The 21060-nt window shown below is 69.7% G+C and carries 19 protein-coding genes; 8 read left to right on the top strand and 11 right to left on the bottom strand.

The window, feature by feature from the left end:
• Window positions 1-246: 246 nt before the first annotated feature.
• From rpoZ to ACQYVW_RS16930, 3 genes are all read right to left on the bottom strand, one after another.
• A complete protein-coding gene (gene rpoZ, locus ACQYVW_RS16920) occupies window positions 247-549 on the bottom strand; it encodes a DNA-directed RNA polymerase subunit omega (protein ID WP_434933328.1) in 303 nt (100 codons plus the stop codon).
• A 203-nt stretch (window positions 550-752) separates the two neighbouring features.
• Entirely contained in the window at window positions 753-1385 is a 633-nt protein-coding gene (gmk, locus tag ACQYVW_RS16925) for a guanylate kinase (protein ID WP_434947841.1), read from the bottom strand.
• A gap of 133 nt (window positions 1386-1518) precedes the next feature.
• Window positions 1519-2367: a YicC/YloC family endoribonuclease gene (locus tag ACQYVW_RS16930; protein ID WP_434933363.1), complete on the bottom strand. Its 849-nt coding sequence runs from the start codon at window positions 2365-2367 to the stop codon at window positions 1519-1521.
• An 83-nt stretch (window positions 2368-2450) separates the two neighbouring features.
• Here ACQYVW_RS16930 and rph point away from each other — a divergent pair, with 83 nt between their 5' ends.
• The 7 genes from rph (at window position 2451) to ACQYVW_RS16965 (ending at window position 11548) form a co-directional block, all read left to right on the top strand.
• The gene (rph, locus tag ACQYVW_RS16935; protein WP_434933326.1) at window positions 2451-3176 is read left to right on the top strand and encodes a ribonuclease PH; all 726 of its coding nucleotides are present in this window, start codon (window positions 2451-2453) and stop codon (window positions 3174-3176) included.
• Window positions 3173-3778, top strand: coding sequence for an RdgB/HAM1 family non-canonical purine NTP pyrophosphatase (gene rdgB, locus ACQYVW_RS16940; RefSeq protein WP_434933324.1), 606 nt, complete (start codon window positions 3173-3175; stop codon window positions 3776-3778). The genes rph and rdgB overlap by 4 nt, the downstream gene beginning before the upstream one ends.
• A gap of 115 nt (window positions 3779-3893) precedes the next feature.
• Entirely contained in the window at window positions 3894-5078 is a 1185-nt protein-coding gene (gene hemW, locus ACQYVW_RS16945) for a radical SAM family heme chaperone HemW (protein ID WP_434947812.1), read from the top strand.
• Window positions 5079-5196: 118 nt separating this feature from the next.
• A complete protein-coding gene (locus ACQYVW_RS16950; protein WP_434947813.1) occupies window positions 5197-7473 on the top strand; it encodes a DUF1631 family protein in 2277 nt (758 codons plus the stop codon).
• Complete coding sequence (locus ACQYVW_RS16955; protein WP_434933315.1) at window positions 7470-7817, top strand: PilZ domain-containing protein; 348 nt, start codon at window positions 7470-7472, stop codon at window positions 7815-7817. The genes ACQYVW_RS16950 and ACQYVW_RS16955 overlap by 4 nt, the downstream gene beginning before the upstream one ends.
• 148 nt (window positions 7818-7965) lie before the next feature.
• Window positions 7966-9297 carry a Xaa-Pro dipeptidase gene (pepQ, locus tag ACQYVW_RS16960; protein ID WP_434933313.1) on the top strand — a complete coding sequence of 444 codons (1332 nt, stop codon included), beginning with the start codon at window positions 7966-7968 and terminating at the stop codon, window positions 9295-9297.
• Window positions 9298-9517: 220 nt separating this feature from the next.
• The gene (locus ACQYVW_RS16965; protein ID WP_434947814.1) at window positions 9518-11548 is read left to right on the top strand and encodes a sodium-translocating pyrophosphatase; all 2031 of its coding nucleotides are present in this window, start codon (window positions 9518-9520) and stop codon (window positions 11546-11548) included.
• A gap of 121 nt (window positions 11549-11669) precedes the next feature.
• On the opposite strand, the gene ACQYVW_RS16970 is transcribed toward ACQYVW_RS16965, so the two are convergent.
• A complete protein-coding gene (locus tag ACQYVW_RS16970; RefSeq protein ID WP_434947815.1) occupies window positions 11670-12209 on the bottom strand; it encodes a hypothetical protein in 540 nt (179 codons plus the stop codon).
• Between the two features lie 203 nt (window positions 12210-12412).
• Window positions 12413-13993, bottom strand: a complete 1581-nt coding sequence (locus tag ACQYVW_RS16975) for a M91 family zinc metallopeptidase (protein ID WP_434947816.1) — start codon at window positions 13991-13993, stop codon at window positions 12413-12415.
• Between the two features lie 206 nt (window positions 13994-14199).
• Between ACQYVW_RS16975 and ppa the strand changes: the two genes are divergently transcribed.
• Window positions 14200-14748 carry an inorganic diphosphatase gene (gene ppa / locus ACQYVW_RS16980; protein WP_434933306.1) on the top strand — a complete coding sequence of 183 codons (549 nt, stop codon included), beginning with the start codon at window positions 14200-14202 and terminating at the stop codon, window positions 14746-14748.
• A gap of 26 nt (window positions 14749-14774) precedes the next feature.
• Here ppa and ACQYVW_RS16985 read toward each other — a convergent pair whose 3' ends face one another.
• The 6 genes from ACQYVW_RS16985 to ACQYVW_RS17010 form a co-directional block, all read right to left on the bottom strand.
• Window positions 14775-15461: an ion channel gene (locus tag ACQYVW_RS16985; protein WP_434947817.1), complete on the bottom strand. Its 687-nt coding sequence runs from the start codon at window positions 15459-15461 to the stop codon at window positions 14775-14777.
• Window positions 15462-15551: 90 nt separating this feature from the next.
• Window positions 15552-17738 (bottom strand): carboxy terminal-processing peptidase, encoded by a 2187-nt coding sequence (locus ACQYVW_RS16990; protein ID WP_434947818.1) that lies wholly within the window; start codon window positions 17736-17738, stop codon window positions 15552-15554.
• 205 nt (window positions 17739-17943) lie between these two features.
• Window positions 17944-18951, bottom strand: coding sequence for a lipoyl synthase (lipA, locus tag ACQYVW_RS16995; protein ID WP_434947819.1), 1008 nt, complete (start codon window positions 18949-18951; stop codon window positions 17944-17946).
• 6 nt (window positions 18952-18957) lie between these two features.
• Window positions 18958-19650, bottom strand: coding sequence for a lipoyl(octanoyl) transferase LipB (gene lipB, locus ACQYVW_RS17000; RefSeq protein WP_434947842.1), 693 nt, complete (start codon window positions 19648-19650; stop codon window positions 18958-18960).
• A gap of 97 nt (window positions 19651-19747) precedes the next feature.
• Window positions 19748-20026 (bottom strand): DUF493 family protein, encoded by a 279-nt coding sequence (locus ACQYVW_RS17005; RefSeq protein ID WP_434947820.1) that lies wholly within the window; start codon window positions 20024-20026, stop codon window positions 19748-19750.
• A 98-nt stretch (window positions 20027-20124) separates the two neighbouring features.
• Entirely contained in the window at window positions 20125-21033 is a 909-nt protein-coding gene (locus ACQYVW_RS17010; RefSeq protein ID WP_434933359.1) for a CsgG/HfaB family protein, read from the bottom strand.
• Window positions 21034-21060: the final 27 nt, after the last annotated feature.

Below are 21060 nucleotides of genomic sequence, written 5' to 3' on the forward strand. Positions count from 1 at the left end.
TTCGGGATTCGGGATTCGGGATTCGGGATTCGGGATTCGGGATTCGGGATTCGGGAGTCGGGAGTCGGGAGTCGGGAGTCGGGAGTCGGGATTCGGGATTCGGGATTCGGAATCTGGAAAAGCACGGCGGCAGCAGACGACCGAAAACGAGAAAGCCCCGCCGAAGCGGGGCTCCTGCCGGCATCGTGGATGCGGGAGGACGGGCGCTGTTGCGAATCCCGAGTCCCGACTCCCGAATCCCGGCTGCTACAGGTCGTCGCCCTTCATGTCGTCGTCGCCGGCGACCACTTCGGCCGCGGCCCACTCCAGCGCCTCGCGTTCCTTGCGTTCGCGCTCGGCCTTGTCGACCGCGTCGATGAACGGCTGGTCGATCCGGCGTGCCGCGATCTCGCGCAGCGCCAGCACGGTCGGCTTGTCCTGCGCGTCGGCATTGTCGATCTGGGGCTCGACGCCGTTGGCGAGCTGGCGGGCGCGCTTGGCGGCCATCATGACGAGCTCGAAGCGGTTGTCGACGACTTCCAGGCAATCTTCAACGGTGATGCGGGCCATAAATCTCCCGGCGGCCCTGCGGCCGTCGATCAGTAGTCGGAAAGGACCGGAAATTCTAGGGAAGCCGTCAGCGAAAAGCAAGCGTTCGCTTGTGAAATCAGCGGGTTACGCCCTTCCCGAGGCCGATTTTCCTTTGCCATGGCCCCGGCGGGACCGGCCAGCGCCCGACGACCCATCGCCACCAGGGCCCGGGGCTGCGCCCCTCAGGCCTCGGCCAGGAGCGTGTCGATCAGGCCCCCGTGCCGCAGCCGCTGCTGGGCCACGCGCAGGCGGCTGGCGAGGAAGATCGCGCACATCTCGTCGACCGCCACCTCGAAGTCCTCGTTGACGATGACGTAGTCGAACTCGGCGTGGTGCGACATCTCTTCGCGGGCATTGGCCATGCGCCGTGCGATCACGTCCTCGCTGTCCTGGCCGCGCTTGCGCATGCGTTCCTCGAGCGCGTCGCGCGACGGCGGCAGGATGAACACGCTCACCGCGTCGGGAACCTGCGCCTTCACCTGCTGCGCGCCCTGCCAGTCGATCTCCAGCAGCACATCGCGACCGGCCGCGAGCTGCGGCTCGACCGACTGCTTCGCCGTCCCCTTCCAGTCGCCGTGGACCTGCGCGTACTCGAAGAAATCGCCCGCGTCGATCATCGCGCGGAACTCCTCGGCGCCGACGAAGTGGTAGTGCTCGGCGTGACGCTCGCCCGGCCTCGGCGCGCGCGAGGTGAACGAGATCGACAGGCAGATGTTGCGATCGCGCCCCAGGCAGGCGTTGACGATGCTGGACTTGCCCGCGCCCGAGGGCGCCGCCACGATGAAGAGGGTGCCTCGAAGGCCGGGATTCGGGATTGGGGATTCGCGATTCGACAAGGCAGGTTCCCGGGTGTCGGCTACTGGGGCGCCATCGTACCGCTTCGGCTTTTCCGGCCCTACAACAGCCGAAGGCTGGTCATCCCGAATCCCCAATCCCGAATCCCGGCTCCTATTCAATGTTCTGCACCTGCTCGCGGATCTGGTCGATCAGCACCTTCAGCTCGACCGCGGCATTGCTGGTGCGGGCGTCGACCGACTTGGAGCCGAGCGTGTTGGCCTCGCGGTTGAATTCCTGCAGCAGGAAGTCCAGGCGCCGTCCCACCGGCTCCTTCTGCCGGAACACCCGGCGGATCTCGTCGATATGGCTGCCCAGGCGGTCGAGCTCCTCGTCCACGTCGAGCTTCTGCAGCGACAGCACCAGTTCCTGCTCCACGCGCGCCGGATCGGCGCCCTGGGCCAGTTCGGCCAGGCGCGACTGCAGCTTCGCCCGCTGGCCGTCGCGGATCTGCGGCACCATGCCGCGCACTTCTCCGGCGATGCGCTCGATGCCATCGACACGCTCGAGGATCGCCGCCACCAGCTTGCCGCCCTCGCGCTCGCGCGCGGCAATGAAGTCGGCCAGCACCGCGTCGAGCAAGGCCAGGGCCTGGGCCTGCAGTTCGGACGGATCGGCCGCCTGCGACTGCAGCACGCCGGGAAACTGCAGCAGTTCGACCAGGCCCACGCGCAGTTCCGGAAAGCGGCCGCGCAGCCCGCCGGCCAGTTCGCCCAGCCGGTCGACCAGCGCCTGGTCCACCTGCAGGGAAACGGCGCCCTCGCTCGGGCGCAGGCGCAGGGTCAGGTCGACCTTGCCGCGCGAGACGCGCGCGGACACGCGCTCGCGCAGCGCGGGCTCCAGCGCGCGCAGCTCGTCGGGCAGGCGCGCGGCCAGCTCGAGGAAGCGGTGGTTCACCGCGCGCAGCTCGCAGCCGAGCGTGCCCCACGGAGTACTGCGCTCGCCCGAGGCGTAGGCGGTCATGCTGCGGATCGACATCGGGCATCCCGTGCGTGAGGGGAGGCAATGGTAATCTGGCGCCCCGTTTTCTGCCGGAAATCCCGCACATGAGCATTGCCCGCCCCAGCGGCCGCGCGCCCGACCAGCTGCGCGAGGTCCGCATCGAGCGCGGCTACACCCGCCACGCGGAGGGCTCGGTGCTGGTGTCTTTCGGCCAGACCCGCGTCCTGTGCAACGCCAGCGTCGACAACAAGGTGCCGGGCTTCCTGCGCGGCAAGGGCGAGGGCTGGGTGACCGCCGAGTACGGCATGCTGCCGCGCGCGACCCACACCCGCAGCGATCGCGAGGCCTCGCGCGGCAAGCAGGGCGGGCGCACGCTCGAGATCCAGCGCCTGATCGGCCGCACGCTGCGGGCCTGCATCGACCGCAGCGCCCTGGGCGAACGCACCATCACCCTGGACTGCGACGTGCTGCAGGCCGATGGCGGCACCCGCACCGCCGCGATCACCGGCGCCTATGTCGCGCTCGTCGATGCCGTGCGCTGGCTGCAGAAGCGCCGCGAGATCAGCCGCGACCCGGTGTTCGGCGCGGTGGCCGCGGTGTCGGTGGGCGTGTATCGCGGCGTGCCGGTGCTGGACCTCGACTACGCCGAGGACAGCGCCTGTGACACCGACATGAACGTGGTGATGAACGACGGCGGCGGCTTCATCGAACTGCAGGGCACGGCAGAAGGCCACGCCTTCCGCCGCGACGAACTCGATGCCCTGCTCGGCCTGGCCGAAGGCGGCATCGCGACGCTGCTGGAGCGGCAGCGGGAGGCGCTGGCGCAATGAGCCTCGCGTCGCAGACGCTGGTGCTCGCCTCCGGCAACGCGGGCAAGCTCGATGAATTCCGCGCCCTGCTCTCCGGCACCGGTTTCGATGTGCGCGTGCAGTCCGAGTTCGGCGTCGTGGACGCCGAGGAGACCGGACTCACCTTCATCGAGAACGCCATCCTCAAGGCGCGCCACGCCTGCCGTGCCACCGGGCTGCCCGCGCTGGCGGACGATTCGGGCCTGTGCGTGGACGCGCTCGACGGCGCACCGGGCCTGTATTCGGCCCGCTATGCCGGGGGCCACGGCGATGCCGACCGCAACATCGACCGGCTGCTGGCGGAACTGGAGCGGGTCGAGGACGCGCGACGCGGCGCCCATTTCGTCTGCGCGCTGGCGCTGTTGCGCAGCGAGCACGACCCACAGCCGGTCGTGGTCGAAGGCCGCTGGCAGGGCCGCATCCTGCGGGAGAGACGCGGTCAAGGCGGGCACGGCTACGATCCGGTGTTCCTCGATCCCCAGCATGGCCAGACCGCCGCGGAAATGCCGCTGGCCTTCAAGAACCGCATCAGCCACCGCGGCCAGGCGCTCGCGCAGCTTCGCGAGCGCCTGTCGCCGCGTTGACGGCGCGGCTTGCCGCACGACCCGGCGACACGGGCCGCGTCATCCTTGAGCGGCGCATGATCGCCCCCGCCCCGCATGCCGGACGCGCGGCGGCGGAGTTGCCGAAAGCCCATCCATGAATACGCCACTCCAGCCGCCGCCGCTCTCGCTCTACGTGCACCTGCCCTGGTGCGTGCGCAAGTGTCCGTACTGCGATTTCAATTCGCATCAGGCGCGCGGCCCCCTGCCGTTCGAGCCTTATGTGGACGCACTGCTGGCCGACCTGGACCACGACCTGCCGCTGGTCTGGGGCCGCACCGTGCATTCGGTGTTCTTCGGCGGCGGCACGCCCAGCCTGTTCCCGGCCGCGGCGATCGACCGCTTCCTGCAGGCCGCCTCAGCGCGCCTGCGCTTCGCGCCCGGCCTCGAGATCACCCTGGAGACCAATCCGGGTACGGCCGAACACGGCCGCTTCAACGACTACCTCGCCGCCGGGGTGAACCGGATCAGCTTCGGCATCCAGAGCTTCGACGACGGCTGCCTGCAGCGGCTGGGCCGCATCCACGACGCGGCGCAGGCGGAAGCCGCGGTGAAGCTGGCCCAGGACGCCGGCTACGACAATCTCAACCTCGACCTGATGTACGCCCTGCCCGGCCAGTCGCTGCCGATGGCGCTGGCCGACGTCGAACGTGCGCTCGCGCTGGCGCCGGCCCACCTGTCCCACTACCAGCTCACGCTCGAACCCAATACCGTGTTCGCCGCGCGGCCGCCCGAAGACGTGCCCGATGAGGACCTGGCCTGGGACATGCAGGAGCATTGCCAGGCCCTGCTGGCGCAGGCCGGCTACGCGCAGTACGAGGTCTCGGCCTATGCGCGGCCCGGCCGGCAATGCGCGCACAACCTCAACTACTGGCGCTACGGCGACTACCTGGGCATCGGCGCGGGCGCGCACGGCAAGCTGACCCTGGGCGCGGAGCAGGCGATCCTGCGGCGCTGGAAGGTCCGCCATCCCACCGCCTGGCTGGCGTCCGCGGGCAACGCCGCGGCCATCGGCGGCGACGAGCGCGTCGCCGCGGCGCAGCGGCCGTTCGAATTCATGCTCAACGCGCTGCGGCTGGTGGACGGCTTTGCGCTGACGGATTTCCAGGCGCGCTGTGGCCTGCCCGTGGCCGCGATCGAGGAGCCGCTGGCGCAGGCGGTGGCCCGGGGATGGCTGCTGGTGGACGGCGAGCGAGTGGTTCCCACCGCGCTCGGGCGCCGTTTCGGCAACGACGTCATCGCGCTGTTCCTGGCCGATGGGGCCGCGCCCGGAACTGGCTGATCCGCGTCCGGCGTGTAAGTATTCCGGCACCTCCGGCCGGTCCTTCGCAATGCCGACTGTTCCTTCCCGAGAATCCGCAACGCCGAGGTCCCTGGCCACCGCTGGCCTGCCGCGCCGCGTGCAGAAGGCGCTGGAGGCGGCATTGACCCTGGTCACCGACACCATCGAGCCGCAACTGGCCGCGATGCTCGGCGAGTTCGAGGAAGAACTGTTCCGGCTGGCCGACCAGGCCCGGAATCCGGGGGTCGAGTCGGGCTACATGCAGACGCTGCGCGCGTTCCGGCTCAACCGCTCGGACCTGGTGCCGCGCTTCATCCTCGAGATCGAGGCGGCCACCGCGGGCATCCGGAGCCCGGCCACGGCGCCGCTGCAGTCCGGCGGCCAGGACGATGGGCGGCCGGCCCAGTCGGGCTTCGGCCGGCTCAGCCTGGTCGACGAGGCGGTGATGGACGAGGGCATGGTGCTGCGCGAGATCGCCAGCCGGCAGGAGGGCCGCGCCAGCCTGCCGCTGCACCTGCTCGGCCAGCGCTTCGGCGTGCTGGCGGGCACACCGGCCTACGACGCCGAACGCCTGCCGCTGGGCCCGCACGCGATCTGCCGTGCGATGGGCGCCGTGGCCAAGGCGCTCGACATCGAACACGATTCGCGCCTGCTGCTCTACCGGATCTTCGACCGCCACGTGATGTCGGGCTACACCAAGGTGCTGGAGCGCCTCGACCAGTTGCTCGACCAGCAAGGCATCCTGCCGGGGCTGACCCACGTGCCGGTGCGCGTGCGGCCATCGCCGCAGCCTTCCAGCGACGCAGCTGGCACGGGTGCGGGAAGCCGCCACGGCAGTGGCGATGGCATGGCCTCCCCCGGCACCGGGCCGGGGGGCGCTGGCGCTTCCGGCGGATCGTCGACGGCGGCGCCGGACCCGCAGCGCCCCCACACCGGCTGGCTCGGCGATCCCCTCGAAGAACACGGGGACGAGGACGAACGGCGCGCCACCGAACAGCTGCAACAACTCCTGCACAGCCGCCGGGAACTGCTGGGCAAGCTGCGTCCCGCCGGGCGCCAGCCCGCCGGCGCGGTCATCGGCACCGAAGAGGTCTCCGCCGCGCTCGGCCACCTCCAGGCGCAGCCGCTGTCGATCGGCGGCGCGCCGCAGACCCTGGCCGACATCAAGCAGACGCTGCTGGCGCAGGCGCGCCAGCGTGGCGGCGTGCATGTCGAGCTGTCGGCGCGTGACAACGACACCTTCGAACTGCTGGGCATGCTGTTCGGCAACCTCGAGGAAGAGATCCGCGCCGAAGCCCCCGCCGCCGCCCTGGTCAAGCGCCTGCAGGTGCCTCTGCTCCGGGTCGCGCTCAAGGATCGCGCCTTCTTCGTGCGCAGCCGTCACCCGGCGCGGCAACTGCTGAACACGGTCGCCGAAAGCGCGGCCAAGTGGCTGGACGAGGCCGATTACGACCCGCATTTCCTGGCGCCGCTGCAGGGCGCGGTCAACCATGTCGTGGAGAAATACGACGGCGACGTCGAAGTCTTCAGCGCCTCCAACGAACAGCTGCAGACGCATCTGCAGGCGCAGGTCCGCAAGGCCGAACTGTTGGAGAAGCGCCACGCCGAAGCCGCCCGCGGCAAGGAGAAGCTGGAGGTCGCCAAGCTGCGCGCCGCCGAGGTGATGGCCGACGTCATCGGCGAACAGCGCCTGCCGCACTTCACCCGTGCGCTGCTCAACCAGGCCTGGGCCGACGTGTTGACCCTGACCCTGCTGCGCCAGGGCGAGGGCTCGGAAGCCTGGAACCGCCAGCTCGACGCCACCCGCCGCATCGCCGAGGCCTGTACCCGCGAGGATGCGCCGCGCGATCCGGAACTGGTCGCGCACATCGAGTCGGCGCTGGGCCAGGTCGGCTACCACGGCGACGAGGCCAGCGTCATCGCGCAGCGCCTGACCAGCAACCGGCCCGAGGAGGCGGACGGGGATCCGGCCTCGCGTACCGAGCTGGCGATGAAGCTCAAGGCGCGCACCCGCCTGGGCGAGGACGCCGAGCGCAAGAAGCCCGCCCTGCCGCCGCGCACGCCCGAGGAGCAGGCGCGCTACGAGCAGTTGCGGGTGTTGCCCTTCGGGACCTGGATCGAGTTCACCACCAACCAGCAGGGCGATGTGGTGCGCCGGCGCCTGTCCTGGTACAGCCTGCTCACCGGCAACGCCCTGTTCGTCAACCAGCGCGGGCAGCGCATGGGCGAACAGTCGCTCGACAGCGTGGCGCGGCTGCTCGCCTCAGGCCAGGCGCGCATCGTGACCAGCGGCCAGGCGCGGCTGGTCGATCGCGCCTGGCAGGCCGCGATGCACGCCTTGCGCAGCTTCGCAGGGCTGGGCGATCGCGGCGATGGCGCGGAGGCGCAGGCATGAACCAGGAATTCCGTCGCGCCAAGCGGCGCAAGGCCTCCGACACCATTCCGGTGACGGACACGATGACCGAGCACGTGATCGGCCGGATCGGCAACCTGTCGCAGACCGGGCTGCTGCTGATCGCCAGCGAGCCGCTGATGGACGATGCACTGTACCAGCTGCAGTTCGCCCTGCCCCACGAGCAGGGCGCGTTGGAGGTCGAAGTGGGCGCGCACCTGCTGTGGATGGACAACGCCAGCGCGCGCTCGCAGCTGTGGGCGGGATTCCGTTTCATCGCCCTGGGCGCCGAGCAGTCGCGTCGCCTGCGCAGCTGGATCGAGGCACCGGGCAGCCACTACGAGTAGCCGGGCCGACCGGCGATCGGTTGGGGCCGAGCCGCGCGGGCGCGGGTCGCCCGCGGCCAGTTCCGGCCAGGATGCGCCACCGCCCGCCTGCAGTGCACCGGGGCTTGCGGCAGAATGACGCCACGTTCTCGCGCGGAATTCCCCCGTCATGTCCACTGCCGCTTCCCTCTACGCCGACCACCTCGCCACCCTGCAGGCACGCACCGCAACGGCGCTCGAGCGCGGCGGTTTCGACCATCTGGTGGTGCCCAGCGGCACCGCGCACTACCAGGTCTTCGACGATCGCGACTATCCCTACGCGGTCAACCCGCAGTTCAAGCACTGGCTGCCGCTGACGCGCAATCCGGGCAGCTGGATCGTGGCCACGCCCGGCCGGAAGCCGAAGCTGGTCTACCTGCAGCCGCGCGACTACTGGCACGTGGTGCCGCAGGCGCCGGAGGGCTACTGGGTGGAGCACTTCGAGATCGTGGTGATCCGCAAGCCCGAGGAAGCGCTCAAGCACCTGCCGCGCAACGCCCAGCGCTGCGCCGTGCTGGGCGAGGCGCAGAGTGCGCTCGGCAAGTACGGCGCGTTCGGGCCCAACAATCCGCGGCCGGTGCTCGACTATCTCGAATACCACCGGGCATTCAAGACGCCCTACGAGATCGAAATGCTGCGCGAGGCGACCCGCCGCGGCGTGCGCGCCCACCAGGCCGCCGAGCGCGCCTTCCGCAGCGGCGCCAGCGAGTTCGGCATCCACCTGTCCTATTGCCAGGCCGCGGGCCAGGACGCGGGCGAACTGCCCTATTCCAATATCGTGGCGCTCAACGAGCACGGCGCTGTGCTGCACTACACCGAGCTCGACCGGGTGCCGCCCCGCCCCGCGCGCAGCTTCCTGCTCGACGCAGGCGCCAGCCACGGCGGCTATGCCTGCGACATCACCCGCACCCACGCCCACGACACCTCCGGCGAGTTCCAGGCCCTGATCGACGCGGTCGATCGCGCACAGCAGGCCATGTGCGCGCAGGTACGGGCCGGCGTCGACTATCGCCAGCTGCACCTGGACGCGCACCTGGCGCTGGCCGGCATCCTCGCGGAGGCAGGCATCATCACGGTGAAGCCCGAGGAGGCGGTGGCCACCGGCGTCAGCAGCGCCTTCTTCCCGCATGGCATCGGCCATGGCCTGGGCCTGCAGGTGCACGATGTCGCCGGCTTTGCCGCCTCCGACCGCGGCGGCACGATTCCCAAACCCGAGGGTCATCCGTATCTGCGCCTGACCCGCACGCTGGAGCCCGGCTTCGTGGTCACGATCGAGCCCGGGATCTACTTCGTGGACATGCTGCTGGAAGACCTCCAGGCCGCAGGTCGCGGCGGCAGCGTGGACTGGGGCCGGGTGGATGCGCTGCGCCCCTACGGCGGCATCCGCATCGAGGACAACGTGGTCTGCACCGGTGCCGACCCGATCAACCTCACCCGCGAGGCCTTCGCCGCCGCCGGCTGAGCCACGCTGTCCGGCGCCCCACCCGCGCGTGCGGGACGCCGGCCGGATTGGCTGGCCACAACGTCGCCTGCGCCCGAAACCGCCTCCTGTTGCCGTGCTGCAACATGGGGTTCGGCCAAAATCGGTAAGAATCGACCCACCGGCCGGGCCGGTGGAGCATTGCCGCGCCCAGCCGGATTTCCGTGTCTCTTCACGCTCCACTTCTTCCGGGGGAGGGTTCATGCTCGAGCAGTACGGTTTGGCGCTGGCACTGGTGTGCGCAGCAGTGGCGATCGTCTACGGCATCATCCAGACGCGGTGGATCAACCGGCAGCCTGCCGGCAACGCGCGCATGCAGGAAATCGCAGGCGCCATCCAGGAAGGCGCCCGCGCCTATCTCAACCGCCAGTACCTGACGATCTCGATCGCGGGTGCCGTGCTGTTCGTGCTGGTGGGCTTCTTCCTCGACTGGTACACCGCCATCGGCTTCCTGCTCGGCGCCGTGCTCTCCGGTGCCGCCGGCTACATCGGCATGAACGTCTCGGTGCGCGCCAACGTGCGTACCGCCGAGGCCGCGCGCCAGGGCATCGGCCCGGCGATGGACGTCGCGTTCAAGGGCGGCGCGATCACCGGCATGCTGGTGGTGGGGCTGGGCCTGCTGGGCGTCGCCGGCTACTGGGCCGTGCTCAACCTGGGGCTGAAACTGCCGACCTCCGACGTGCTGCACGCCCTGGTCGGCGTGGCCTTCGGTTCCTCGCTGATCTCGATCTTCGCGCGCCTGGGCGGCGGCATCTTCACCAAGGGCGCGGATGTCGGCGCGGATCTCGTGGGCAAGGTCGAGGCCGGCATCCCCGAGGACGATCCGCGCAACCCGGCGGTGATCGCCGACAACGTCGGCGACAACGTCGGCGACTGCGCCGGCATGGCGGCCGACCTGTTCGAGACCTATGCGGTGACGGTGATCGCGACCATGCTGCTGGGCTACCTCATGGTCACCGAGGTCGGCAGCAACGGCGTGCTCTACCCGCTGGTGCTGGGCGGCGTGTCGATCATCGCCTCGATCATCGGCGCCTTCTTTGTCAAGGTGAAGGCAGGCGGTTCGATCATGGGCGCGCTGTACAAGGGCGTGATCGTCTCCGGCGTGCTGGCGGCGATCGCCTACTACCCGATCACCAGCGAGCTGATGGCCAGCAACAGCCACGGCGCCATGAACATCTACTGGTGCGCGTTGATCGGCCTGGCGCTGACCGGGGCGATCGTGTGGATCACCGAGTACTACACCGGCACGCAGTACGGGCCGGTCAAGCACGTGGCGCAGGCCTCGACCACCGGCCACGGCACCAACATCATTGCCGGCCTGGGCGTGTCGATGAAGTCGACCGCGTTGCCGGTGGTGGCGGTGTGCCTGGCGATCTGGGCCTGCTATGCGCTGGGCGGGCTGTACGGCATCGCCATCGCCGCGACCGCGATGCTGTCGATGGCAGGCATGATCGTGGCGCTGGACGCCTACGGCCCGATCACCGACAACGCCGGCGGCATCGCCGAGATGTCCGAGCTTCCGCCGGACGTGCGCGACGTGACCGATCCGCTCGACGCGGTGGGCAACACCACCAAGGCGGTGACCAAGGGCTATGCGATCGGTTCGGCGGCGCTGGCCGCGCTGGTGCTGTTCGCCGACTACACCCACAACCTCGAGGCCGCCAACCCCGGCGTGGTCTACGCCTTCGACCTGTCCGACCACCGCGTGATCATTGGCCTGCTGATCGGCGGCCTGATCCCCTACCTGTTCGGCGCGATGGCGATGGAAGCGGTGGGCCGCGCAGCGGGCAGCGTGGTGGAGGAAGTGCGCCGCCAGTTCCGCGAGATCAAGGGCATCATGACCGGCGAAGCCAAGCCGCAGTACGACCGCGCGGTGGACATGCTGACGCGCTCGGCGATCAAGGAAATGATCGTGCCCTCGCTGCTGCCGGTGGTGGTGCCGGTGATCGTGGGCCTGCTGCTCGGGCCCGAGGCGCTGGGTGGCCTGCTGATCGGCACCATCGTCACCGGCCTGTTTGTCGCGATCTCGATGACCACCGGCGGCGGCGCCTGGGACAACGCCAAGAAGTACATCGAGGACGGCAACTTCGGCGGCAAGGGCTCCGAGGCGCACAAGGCTTCGGTCACCGGCGACACCGTGGGCGATCCCTACAAGGACACCGCCGGCCCGGCGATCAACCCGCTGATCAAGATCATCAACATCGTGGCGCTGCTGATGGTGCCGCTGCTGTAGCGTTCAGCGCCGGCATGCACGAAGGGGCGGCCGATGGCCGCCCCTTTTCTTTATCCGCGCATTGCCCGACGTCCGCCCCGCACTGGCCCGCGGCCTCCCGGTGCCAACGGGCGCAACAGCGTTAGCGGTCGACGAACCGCCCCTGCCCACGATCGAACCAGGGCGTGCACAGTTCGCGCTGGCCGCCGATGTCCAGTACCTGCCAGACCTCGCCTGCAGCGGTCTGCTCCGGTGCGGCGAACCGCTCCGGATCGAACGGCGCCACGCCCAGGCACCAGCGCAGCCGCGCGGGCGAGACCGAAGCCGGGACCGCGAAGCGGAAATCGCCTTCCAGCGTCGCGCCCGCCGCGAGGCGCAGGGCCAGCGGCGTGGGCGGGCTCGTCGGCCCGGTGGGCCCTGCCGGCAATGGACGGGCGACATGGCGCAACACCACGGCGCCATCGTCGAGTTCCTCGACCGTCGGTGCCCCGATCGCGCCTGGCACCTGGCGTCCGGCGAGCACCGCATGCCGATCGCCGCGATCGAACACGGCCAGGGCATCCGGGCCACCATTGCGCAGGCGGTAGCGGACCTGCACCACGTCGCCCTCGGACATCGACAGCGTCGCTTCCAGTGCGATCGCTCCATCCTGGATGCGGGTAGTCGTCGGGTTGGGCTGCATGGAATCGCTCGGGGGCGGAGGTGGCGCTGCATCGTAGGCGGCCGGCAGCGGACCGGCCAATAGCGCCAGGGTCAGCAGGCTGCAGAGGGTAGCGGCGCGCATGCGTGGGGGCGCTGGCGTGGAGTGCGAAAAAAAAGGACAGCCTGCGTCTGCAGGCTGTCCCCTCCATCCCTGGAGCATGCGACCGTGGCTCCCTGCCCTGGTCACAACCTGTAGCTGGGACGATCCGGCAGACCCAGTTCCTCGCGCAGCCCGTTCTCGGTGAGGTGATCGGGATTGGCGGTGGTCGGCGGCGTCGACGGATCGCCGTCGAAGTCGAACGGTGCCGCCGTGGTCTCCAGGCCCACGGCCTGGCGTTCCGAATTGGAGATACCGCGGTCGGCCGCATCCGGGCCGCTATAGTTGCCCGGCTGCAGCGTGCCGTTGGCGAAGTTGTAGGCGTGCGACATCTCGTGGTAGAGCACCACCACCGGCGCCGGGAACGCCTCCATATGGAAGGACGGGTTGTAGCGGATGTCGGTCTGCACGCCAGGGCCGGCGACGCCGTTGGTGATCTGCACATCGGGCCAGGTGGCGTCGTCGTTGGCCGGCATGGCGTAGCCGTTGTGCTCGTTCGACAGTTCCTTGATCGTGACCACGTTGCCCTTGCTGGCCGCGGTCGCATCGAACTCGGCCAGCATGCGCTGCCCGTTGGGCGAACTGCGCAGGAAATCGATCTCGGCCTGCACGCGCTGCACGAACGCCTCGGACCCCTCGATCCTCACACTGCTGCCTGCCTGCGGGTCGATCTCGACATTGACGACGGTCGGACGCGCGCCGGTGGCGGCGTTGATCACGTCGCCGATCTCGGCGTACACCGTGCTGCGATTGCCGGCACCCTCGATGGTGTCCTGCCCGGCGCCGGCATAGATGCTGCTGGCGCCGCTGGCCGCGTGGATGGTGTCGTCGCCCACGCCGCCGGACACCATGTCGCCGGCGCCACGGCTGCGGATGGTGTCGTTGCCGGCGCCGCCCTCCAGGAAGTTGCGGCCGGCGCCGCCATCGATGCTGTCGTTGCCGTCGCCGCCAAGGATCACGTCGACGCCGCTGCCACCCTGCAGGGTATCGTCGCCACTGCCGCCGAACACATCATTGCGGCCGCTGCCGGACAGGGTCACCCGGTCGTTGCCGGCGCCGGCGTCGACACGGTTGTCGCCACTGCCGGCGATCGCCACTTGGTCGTCGCCCTCTCCGGTATCGGCGACGATGTTCACGCTGACGTTGGAAGCCACCTCGATGACGTCGTCGCCGCCGCCGGTGCGGATGGTGAGCTCCTGCCCCTGGGCCGTGGTCACGGCGAAGGACTGGCCGTTGACACTGACGTCCAACGTGCCGTCATCGCGCTGGCTGACGCCGACGCGGTCGTTGGCGCCGCCGGTGGTGATGACCAGCTGGTCGGCGCTGACGTAGGTCTGGCCGAAGCCGGCGTCGCCCAGGGTACGTTCGCGCGCGATCTGCAGGTCGCCGTCGCGATGCAGCGGATCGACCTGGATGGTTTTTCCGTCCGGGGTCTGGCCGAGGCTGCGGTCGACCGGGTTGCTGCGGGTGCCGTCGATCTCGGTGACCCCCAGGCGCGGCAGCAGCGACAGCAGCGCGGGGCGCTCCACCTGTCCGGGGTCGATCGGGTCCTGGTCCAGGTCCGCCGGCGACGCCAGGCGGTTGCCGTCGACGGCCGGATCCTCCCAGTAGCCCTCGCTGCGGAGCGGGGCGGCGTCGGCAATCCGGGAAGCGTCGGTGATCGACATGTCGGCATCTCGCTGGGGACGGGGAACAGGCGCCATATGTACGCCTGCGTATGGACCGCGCCCAGCTGGGGCGTACCCTGCCTCGGGCCGACCCTAGGCCCGGGCCGGCCGGGCATCGCCCCCGATTTCTGCAATGCAGCATCGGTCGCGTAGAATGCGCACCCCACCCCTGCGGGCCCTGCCCGCGCCGCCGGAGTTGCCACCCCATGGGTCTCGACCACGTCTCCACCGGGAAGAATCCCCCGGACGAAATCAACGTCATCATCGAGATCCCGAAGGATGCCGAGCCGGTGAAGTACGAAGTGGACAAGGAGAGCGGGGCGATCTTCGTCGACCGCGTGCTGTCCACGCCGATGCGGTATCCCTGCAACTACGGTTACGTACCCCATACCCTGTGCGGCGACGGCGACCCGGCCGACGTGCTGGTGGTGCTGCCGTTGCCGCTGGTGCCCGGTTCGGTCATCCGCTGCCGCCCCGTCGGCGTGCTGAAGATGACCGACGAGGCCGGCAGCGACGAGAAGCTGTTGGCCGTGCCGGTGGACAAGGTGTTCCAGGGCTATGCCCACGTCGACAACATCGACAAGGTCAGCACCCATTGGCTCGAGCGCATCGGCCACTTCTTCGAGCACTACAAGGATCTCGAGAAGGGCAAGTGGGTCAAGCTCGAGGGCTGGGGCGGCGCCGAGGAAGCGAAGAAGATCCTGGTCTACGCCATCGAGCGCCACAACGCGCAGAAGGCGGCGGCTGCGGCCTGAGGCCGCATTCGGGCCGCCCGGCGCCGTTACGGCGACGCAGGCGGCCGGCGCAGGATCGTCAGTCCGATCAGGCGCGACACCACCAGGGCGATGTACATCACCCCGGCGAACGCCTCCAGCATGACCAGCGCGCGCGCCTGCGGGCTGACCGGCAGGATGTCGGTCAGCCCCACGCCCGACAGCGTGCTGAAGCTCAGGAACAGCAGTTCCGTCCACGTGCGCGGCGCTTGCGGGTCGATCGCGGCCAGGAAGCTGCCGGGAAACCAGTACTGGCAGGCCGCATAGGCGAAGGCGAAGCCCCAGGCCAGCAGGGTGAAGGTCGCGCCCGCGGCGTACAGCTCGTCGCTGGTGACCTTGTGGTCGTGCAGCATGTAGGCGATCAGCGCCGCCGCCGTGTAGAAATACAGCGCGCCTTCCAGCAGGTAGGCGTAGACCAGCGCTTCGGGCTTCCCCGCCAGCACCGACCAGAGCGACAGCAGCACCGCCGCGGCGGCAAGCGCGCCGGCGATACTGTTGCTGGCGGCACTGCGGTTGACCACCCACAGCGCCAGCACCAGCACCAGGATGCCGAACGCGCCGAAGACCGCCCTTCCCGCGGCCGTGCCCTCCATCGCCGGGTACAGCAGCACGCCGGCCAGTTGCACCAACAGCAGCCACCCCGAAGGGTGGCGCTTGGCGGCCACCAGCCATCGCAGCGACTGGAAGGAGGCCATGGCCGGCGTCAGGCGGGCGAATGATCCCGGGGGCGCGCAGGCGGCCGCCGGCGACCCGCCAACGCCCGACGGCTCATTGCAGTCGCGCGCTTACTGCGTCCAGCGACCGGGCTCGCTGGATTCCGGCAGCACCTGGGCCGACAGACGACGGTCGTGGTTGAGCAGGCGCACCGCATCGGCCAGGATCGCCGCCGATTCGCGCAGCAGCGGGTCGGGACGCTCCTCGGCGGCCTTTTCGCGCGCCGCGTCCTCGGCCACGTTGCGCTCGCTGGCCTGCAGGCCATCGTCGGTGCTGCTGTCGGCCAGCGGATCGAGTGCCAGGCCCAGCGCCTTGCGCTCTTCCTGGCGGCGCGTGCGCTTGGCTTCGTCGCGGTCGCGCTCGGCGCGACGCTCGGCCTCGTTGAGCGAGACGTACTTCTTCTCGCGCTCGGCGCGGAACTCGGCCACATCCTCCGACCACCAGCGGAACTCGTGGTCGCTGGCCACGCGCCGCTCGTGCAGCTGCTGCAGTTTGGGAAGCAGCGGCGAGAAGTCGCCGTAGCGCTGATGTGGCACGGCCGCGATCTGGCGCCATTCCAGCGCATTGTCGTAGGTGCTCTCGCCGAACTCGCTGGCATCCACCGTCACCGGGAAGGCCAGGTCGGGGACGATGCCGCGGTTCTGGGTGCTGCTGCCGCCGGGCAGGAAGAACTGGGCGATCGTCAGCTTGACGTGGCCGTAGCGATCGCCTTCCGACGAGGGCCAGCGGTCGAGCGGCACGATGTTCTGCACGGTGCCCTTGCCGAACGAGGTCTCGCCGATGACCAGGCCACGGCCATAGTCCTGGATCGCGCCAGCGAAGATCTCCGAGGCGGAGGCGGAGCCGCGATTGATCAGCACGGCGAGCGGACCATCCCAGGAAACGCCCGCGGTGCGGTCGCTTTCCACGCTGACGCGGCCGCCGGATTCGCGCACCTGCACCACCGGCCCCTTGTCGATGAACAGGCCGGTCAACTCGATCGCCTCGTTGAGCGAACCGCCGCCGTTGCTGCGCAGGTCCAGCACCACGCCATCGATCCCGTCGGCGCGGAATTCGCCGAGCAGCCGGGCAACATCGCGGGTGGCGGAGGTGTACTCGCCGTTGCGGGTGCGGCGTCCCTCGAAATCCTGGTAGAACGCGGGCAGCTTGATCACGCCGATGCGCTTTTCGACCCCGCCATCGACGGCCGGGAGGGTGATGATCTCCGACTTGGCGGCCTGCTCCTCGAGCTTGATCCGCGCGCGGGTCAGCACCACGCGCACCGGCGTGCTGTCCAGCGTGGCCTCTCCCGGAATCACGTCCAGGCGCACCTGGCTCTCCTTCGGGCCCTTGATCTTCTCCACCACGTCGTCCAGACGCCAGCCGACCACGTCCTCCATGGGGCCGCTGGTGCCCTGGCCCACGCCGACGATGCGATCGCCCGGCTTGAACTTGCCGCTGAGCGCGGCCGGCCCGCCGGCGATGAGTTCGCGGATCACCACCACGTCGTCCTGCTTCTGCAGCTGCGCGCCGATGCCCTCGAGCGAGAGCGACATGCTCTGCGTGAACAGCTTGGCGGTGCGCGGGCTCATGTAGTCGGTATGCGGATCGACCGTCGAGGTGTAGGCGTTGAGGAAGGTCTGGAACGCATCCTCCTGGTTGAGCGCCGCCACGTTGTTGGCGAGGTTGAGATAGCGCCGGTCGAGCGTCTTGCGGATCTCGTCGGGCTTCTTGCCCGCGAGCTTGAGCCGCAGCCAGTCGTTGCGCACCGACTGCTTCCACAAAGCGTCCAGCGCCGCGGCGTCGCGCGCCCACGGCGCGTCCTCGCGGTCGTATTCCCAGCGATCCTCGCCGGTGAAGTCGAAGATGTCCTGGTTGAGCAGTTCGCGCGCGGACGCCACGCGGTCGGCCACGCGCTGCTTGTAGACGGCGAAGATCGCGTACGCCGGCTCCAGCTTGCCGCTGCGCACGTTTTCGCCCATCTGCGGCTTGTAGGCCTCGAACCTGGCGATGTCCTGCGCGGTGAAGAACAGCTTGGAGCCGTCCAGCGCCTCGAGGTAATGGTCGAAGATCTCGCTCGACATCGTCGCGTCGAGCGGCCGCGGACGATAGGCGTAGCGGCTGTCCGACAGCAGGCCGTAGACCAGCTTGGAGGTGGTGGCCTGTTCGGCGGTCGGCGCGCCGGGCAGCGCATCGCCGCCGGTACGCGCCATCAGCCCCACCGGCACGGCCAGGACCAGGGCGATCAGGGAAACGGTGGCGAGGCGGTTCAATCTCATCGGGAACGATCCTGGAAAGGGCGGTCCGTGGGCGCTGCGACCACGATGCCGCCATGTTCTGACCTTACGCCAGTGCACAAAGTTGCGCGACGGCCCACTCTATCGGCCGGGGCTGCAGGCAACGTGAATGCGGGCGGCCGCGGCCGGATCGGGCCTGCCGGCCCGCCAATCGCGGCCAATCCCGGGATTCACGCGACGCGCCGGCTCAGGCGGCCACGCCGGCCTCTTGCGCCTGCCGGTCGGCATGGTAGGACGAGCGCACCAGGGGCCCGGACGCCACGTGGCTGAAGCCCAGCGACATGCCGTAGTCCTCCAGCGCCTCGAACTCGTCGGGCGTCCAGTAGCGCAGCACCGGATGGTGGTGGGCGGACGGCTGCAGGTACTGGCCGATGGTGACCATGTCCACGTCGTGCGCGCGCAGGTCGCGCAGGGTGCCCTGGACCTGCTCCATGGTCTCGCCCAGGCCGAGCATGATCCCGGACTTGGTCGGCACGTCCGGATGCTGGGCCTTGAACTTCTGCAGCAGGGTCAGCGACCACTGGTAGTCGGCGCCGGGGCGGACGTTGCGGTAGAGCTCCGGCACGGTCTCGACGTTGTGGTTGAACACGTCCGGCGGCGCGGTGGCCAGAATTTCCAGCGCGCGCTCCATGCGGCCGCGGCCGCGGAAGTCGGGGGTGAGGATCTCGATGCGGATCGCAGGCGACTGCGCGCGCACCTCGCGGATGCAGTCGACGAAATGCTGGGCGCCGCCGTCGCGCAGGTCGTCGCGGTCCACCGAGGTGATGACCACGTACTTGAGCCCCATGTCGGCGATGGTGCTGGCGAGGTTGAGCGGCTCGGACGCATCCGGCGGCTTCGGCCGGCCGTGGGCGACATCGCAGAAACTGCAGCGGCGCGTGCACACTTCGCCGAGGATCATGAAGGTCGCGGTGCCATGGCCGAAACATTCGTGGATGTTCGGGCAGCTGGCTTCCTCGCAGACGGTCACCAGGCGGTTGGCGCGCAGCTTGGACTTGAGCGCGGCCACCGCGCCGTTGGACGGGATGCGCACCCGGATCCACGACGGCTTGCGCAGCACCGGCGCATCGACGAATTCCACCGGCGAGCGCGCGATCTTGTCGCCGGCCACCTGCTTCGCCCCGGCCTCCAACGACGCCGGGGCGGCCGACTGCATCACCTGCAGCGGGATCGAACGCGGGCTGGACTCGGACATGTCGGCTCAGGCGGCCTGCGCCGCGGCAATGGGAAGGGGATTGGCCAGGTCGGGCGCGGGCGCTTCGTGCAGCGCCAGCCCGAACTGCCGGGCCAGTTCGTCCAGCAGGACGGGTTTGACCGCATCCATGCCCGACGGACCGCCCAAGTCTAGCATCGAGGTCACCTGCAGCCCGGCGTAGCCGCAGGGATTGATGCGGCCGAACGGTTCCAGGTCCATGGCGATATTGAAGGCCAGGCCATGGAAGCAGCGGCCGTGCCGCACGCGGATGCCGAGCGCGGCGACCTTGGCGTCGCCGACATAGACGCCCGGCGCGCCCTCCCGACGCGCGCCGAGGATGTTCCATTCCAGCAGCGTGTCGATGATCGCCTGCTCGATGCGGCAGACGTAGTCGCGCACGCCCACGCCGAGCCGGCGGATGTCGAGCAGCGGATACACCACCAGCTGGCCGGGACCGTGGTAGGTCACCTGGCCGCCGCGGTCGACACGCACCACCGGGATGTCGCCCGGCATCAGCACGTGCTCGGGCTTTCCGGCCTGGCCCAGGGTGAACACCGGATCGTGCTCCACCACCCACAGCTCATCGAGGGAAGCGGCATCGCGCGCATCGGTGAAACGCTGCATTGCATGCCAGACCGGCTCGTACGGCTGCCGGCCAAGATCGCGGACCACGCAGCGGGCCCGGACATTTTCCGACAGCGCATTGGCGCCAGGCCGATCGGGCGTGGCCGAGGTGTCGCTCACCGCAGCCCCCTGCCCCGGGGTCGCTCCGCGGGCGCGGGCAGGAAGACGGACGTCACAGCGTCCATTTCACCTCGGGATGGTTGCGCAGGGCCTCGTGCGCGGCCTCGTACTGGCCGCGATCGAGCGCGCGGAAGCCCAGTTTCACCGAGACGTATCGCCCTCCGCTGCTCTCGCGCCACTGCACGGTCTCTTCCAGCACGGTCAGGCCGGCCTCGCCGAGCAGACGCGGAATCTCGCCCTCCAGGCCGATGCCGGCGGGTCCCATCGCGGTGATCTCGAACACGCCCGGAAACTGGAAGCCGTGGTCGGGGTTGTCGGATTTGATTTCCATGCGCCGATTATGGGGGCGGACGACGCGATCCCAAATGCCGGTCCTCCAAACGCAGAACGGCCGCCTTGCGGCGGCCGTCCTTCCCGACGAACGAAGCCTCAGCGCGACAGCTGCAGCAGGCTCGAGGACACCCAGCCCTTGTTGCCGAGCTCGTCCTCGACCTCCCACATCACGCCCTCCTTGGCGCCGGTGGGATACAGCATCATCCCCACCTCGAGGTCGCGCACCACGCCCTTGCCGTCGGCGCCGGTGAACAGCCGCGCGGGCTTGGTCACGGTCACGGCCTGCTGGGCATTCGCCGCAGAGGCGTTTTCGGGCAGGCCGCCGAGCTGGGCGACCAGATCGGTATAGGCCTGCAGGTAGGCCAGGGTGATCACCTGGCCGAGTTCGGTATTGGCGTAGCCGCCGACGCCCGCGGCACCCAGGCCGCCACCGCCGAACAGGCCGCCGCCCGCGCCCCAGCCGATGTCGGTCTTCTTGGCGTGGCCCTCGGCCATCGCCACCTGCTCGGACGAGCGCACGTCGGTGACCGTCAGCACCACGTCGGCGGTCTTGCTGCGGAAGTTGAGGCCGCCGACGAGGGCACCGGCGCGGCCGCCGATCAGCCCGCCGAGCAGGCCACCCACGGCGTTGCCGCCGGAATTGTTGTTGGCGCCGATCAGGTCGGGAACCATCACGTAGTCGGCGGCCTTGATCTGGCCCTTGCCGATGTTGGAACGGTTGCGCAGCTCGCCGCTGGCGCCCAGGTCGCGCTCGCGCATGGCCGCATCGAGACCCGAGCCGCGATCGACCAGGGTGAAGCAGCGCGACTTGTTGACGAACACCTTGATCAGGCGCGACGGCGCCGGCAACTGCTGGCCGGTCCACCAGTGTTCGCCGTCCTCGGGTTCGATCACCGAGATGGCGCCCAGCGGCTCCGCGCACACCGGGATCTGCGCCACCTGCTCCTTGCGCCGGTCCTGCGCGCTCTGGCGCTGCGCCAGCGCCGGTGTGGCGACCGCCAGCATGGCGACCGTCGAAAGCGCGACCGCGAA

The organism is Luteimonas campi, assembly GCF_051162505.1.
Classification (GTDB): domain Bacteria; phylum Pseudomonadota; class Gammaproteobacteria; order Xanthomonadales; family Xanthomonadaceae; genus Luteimonas.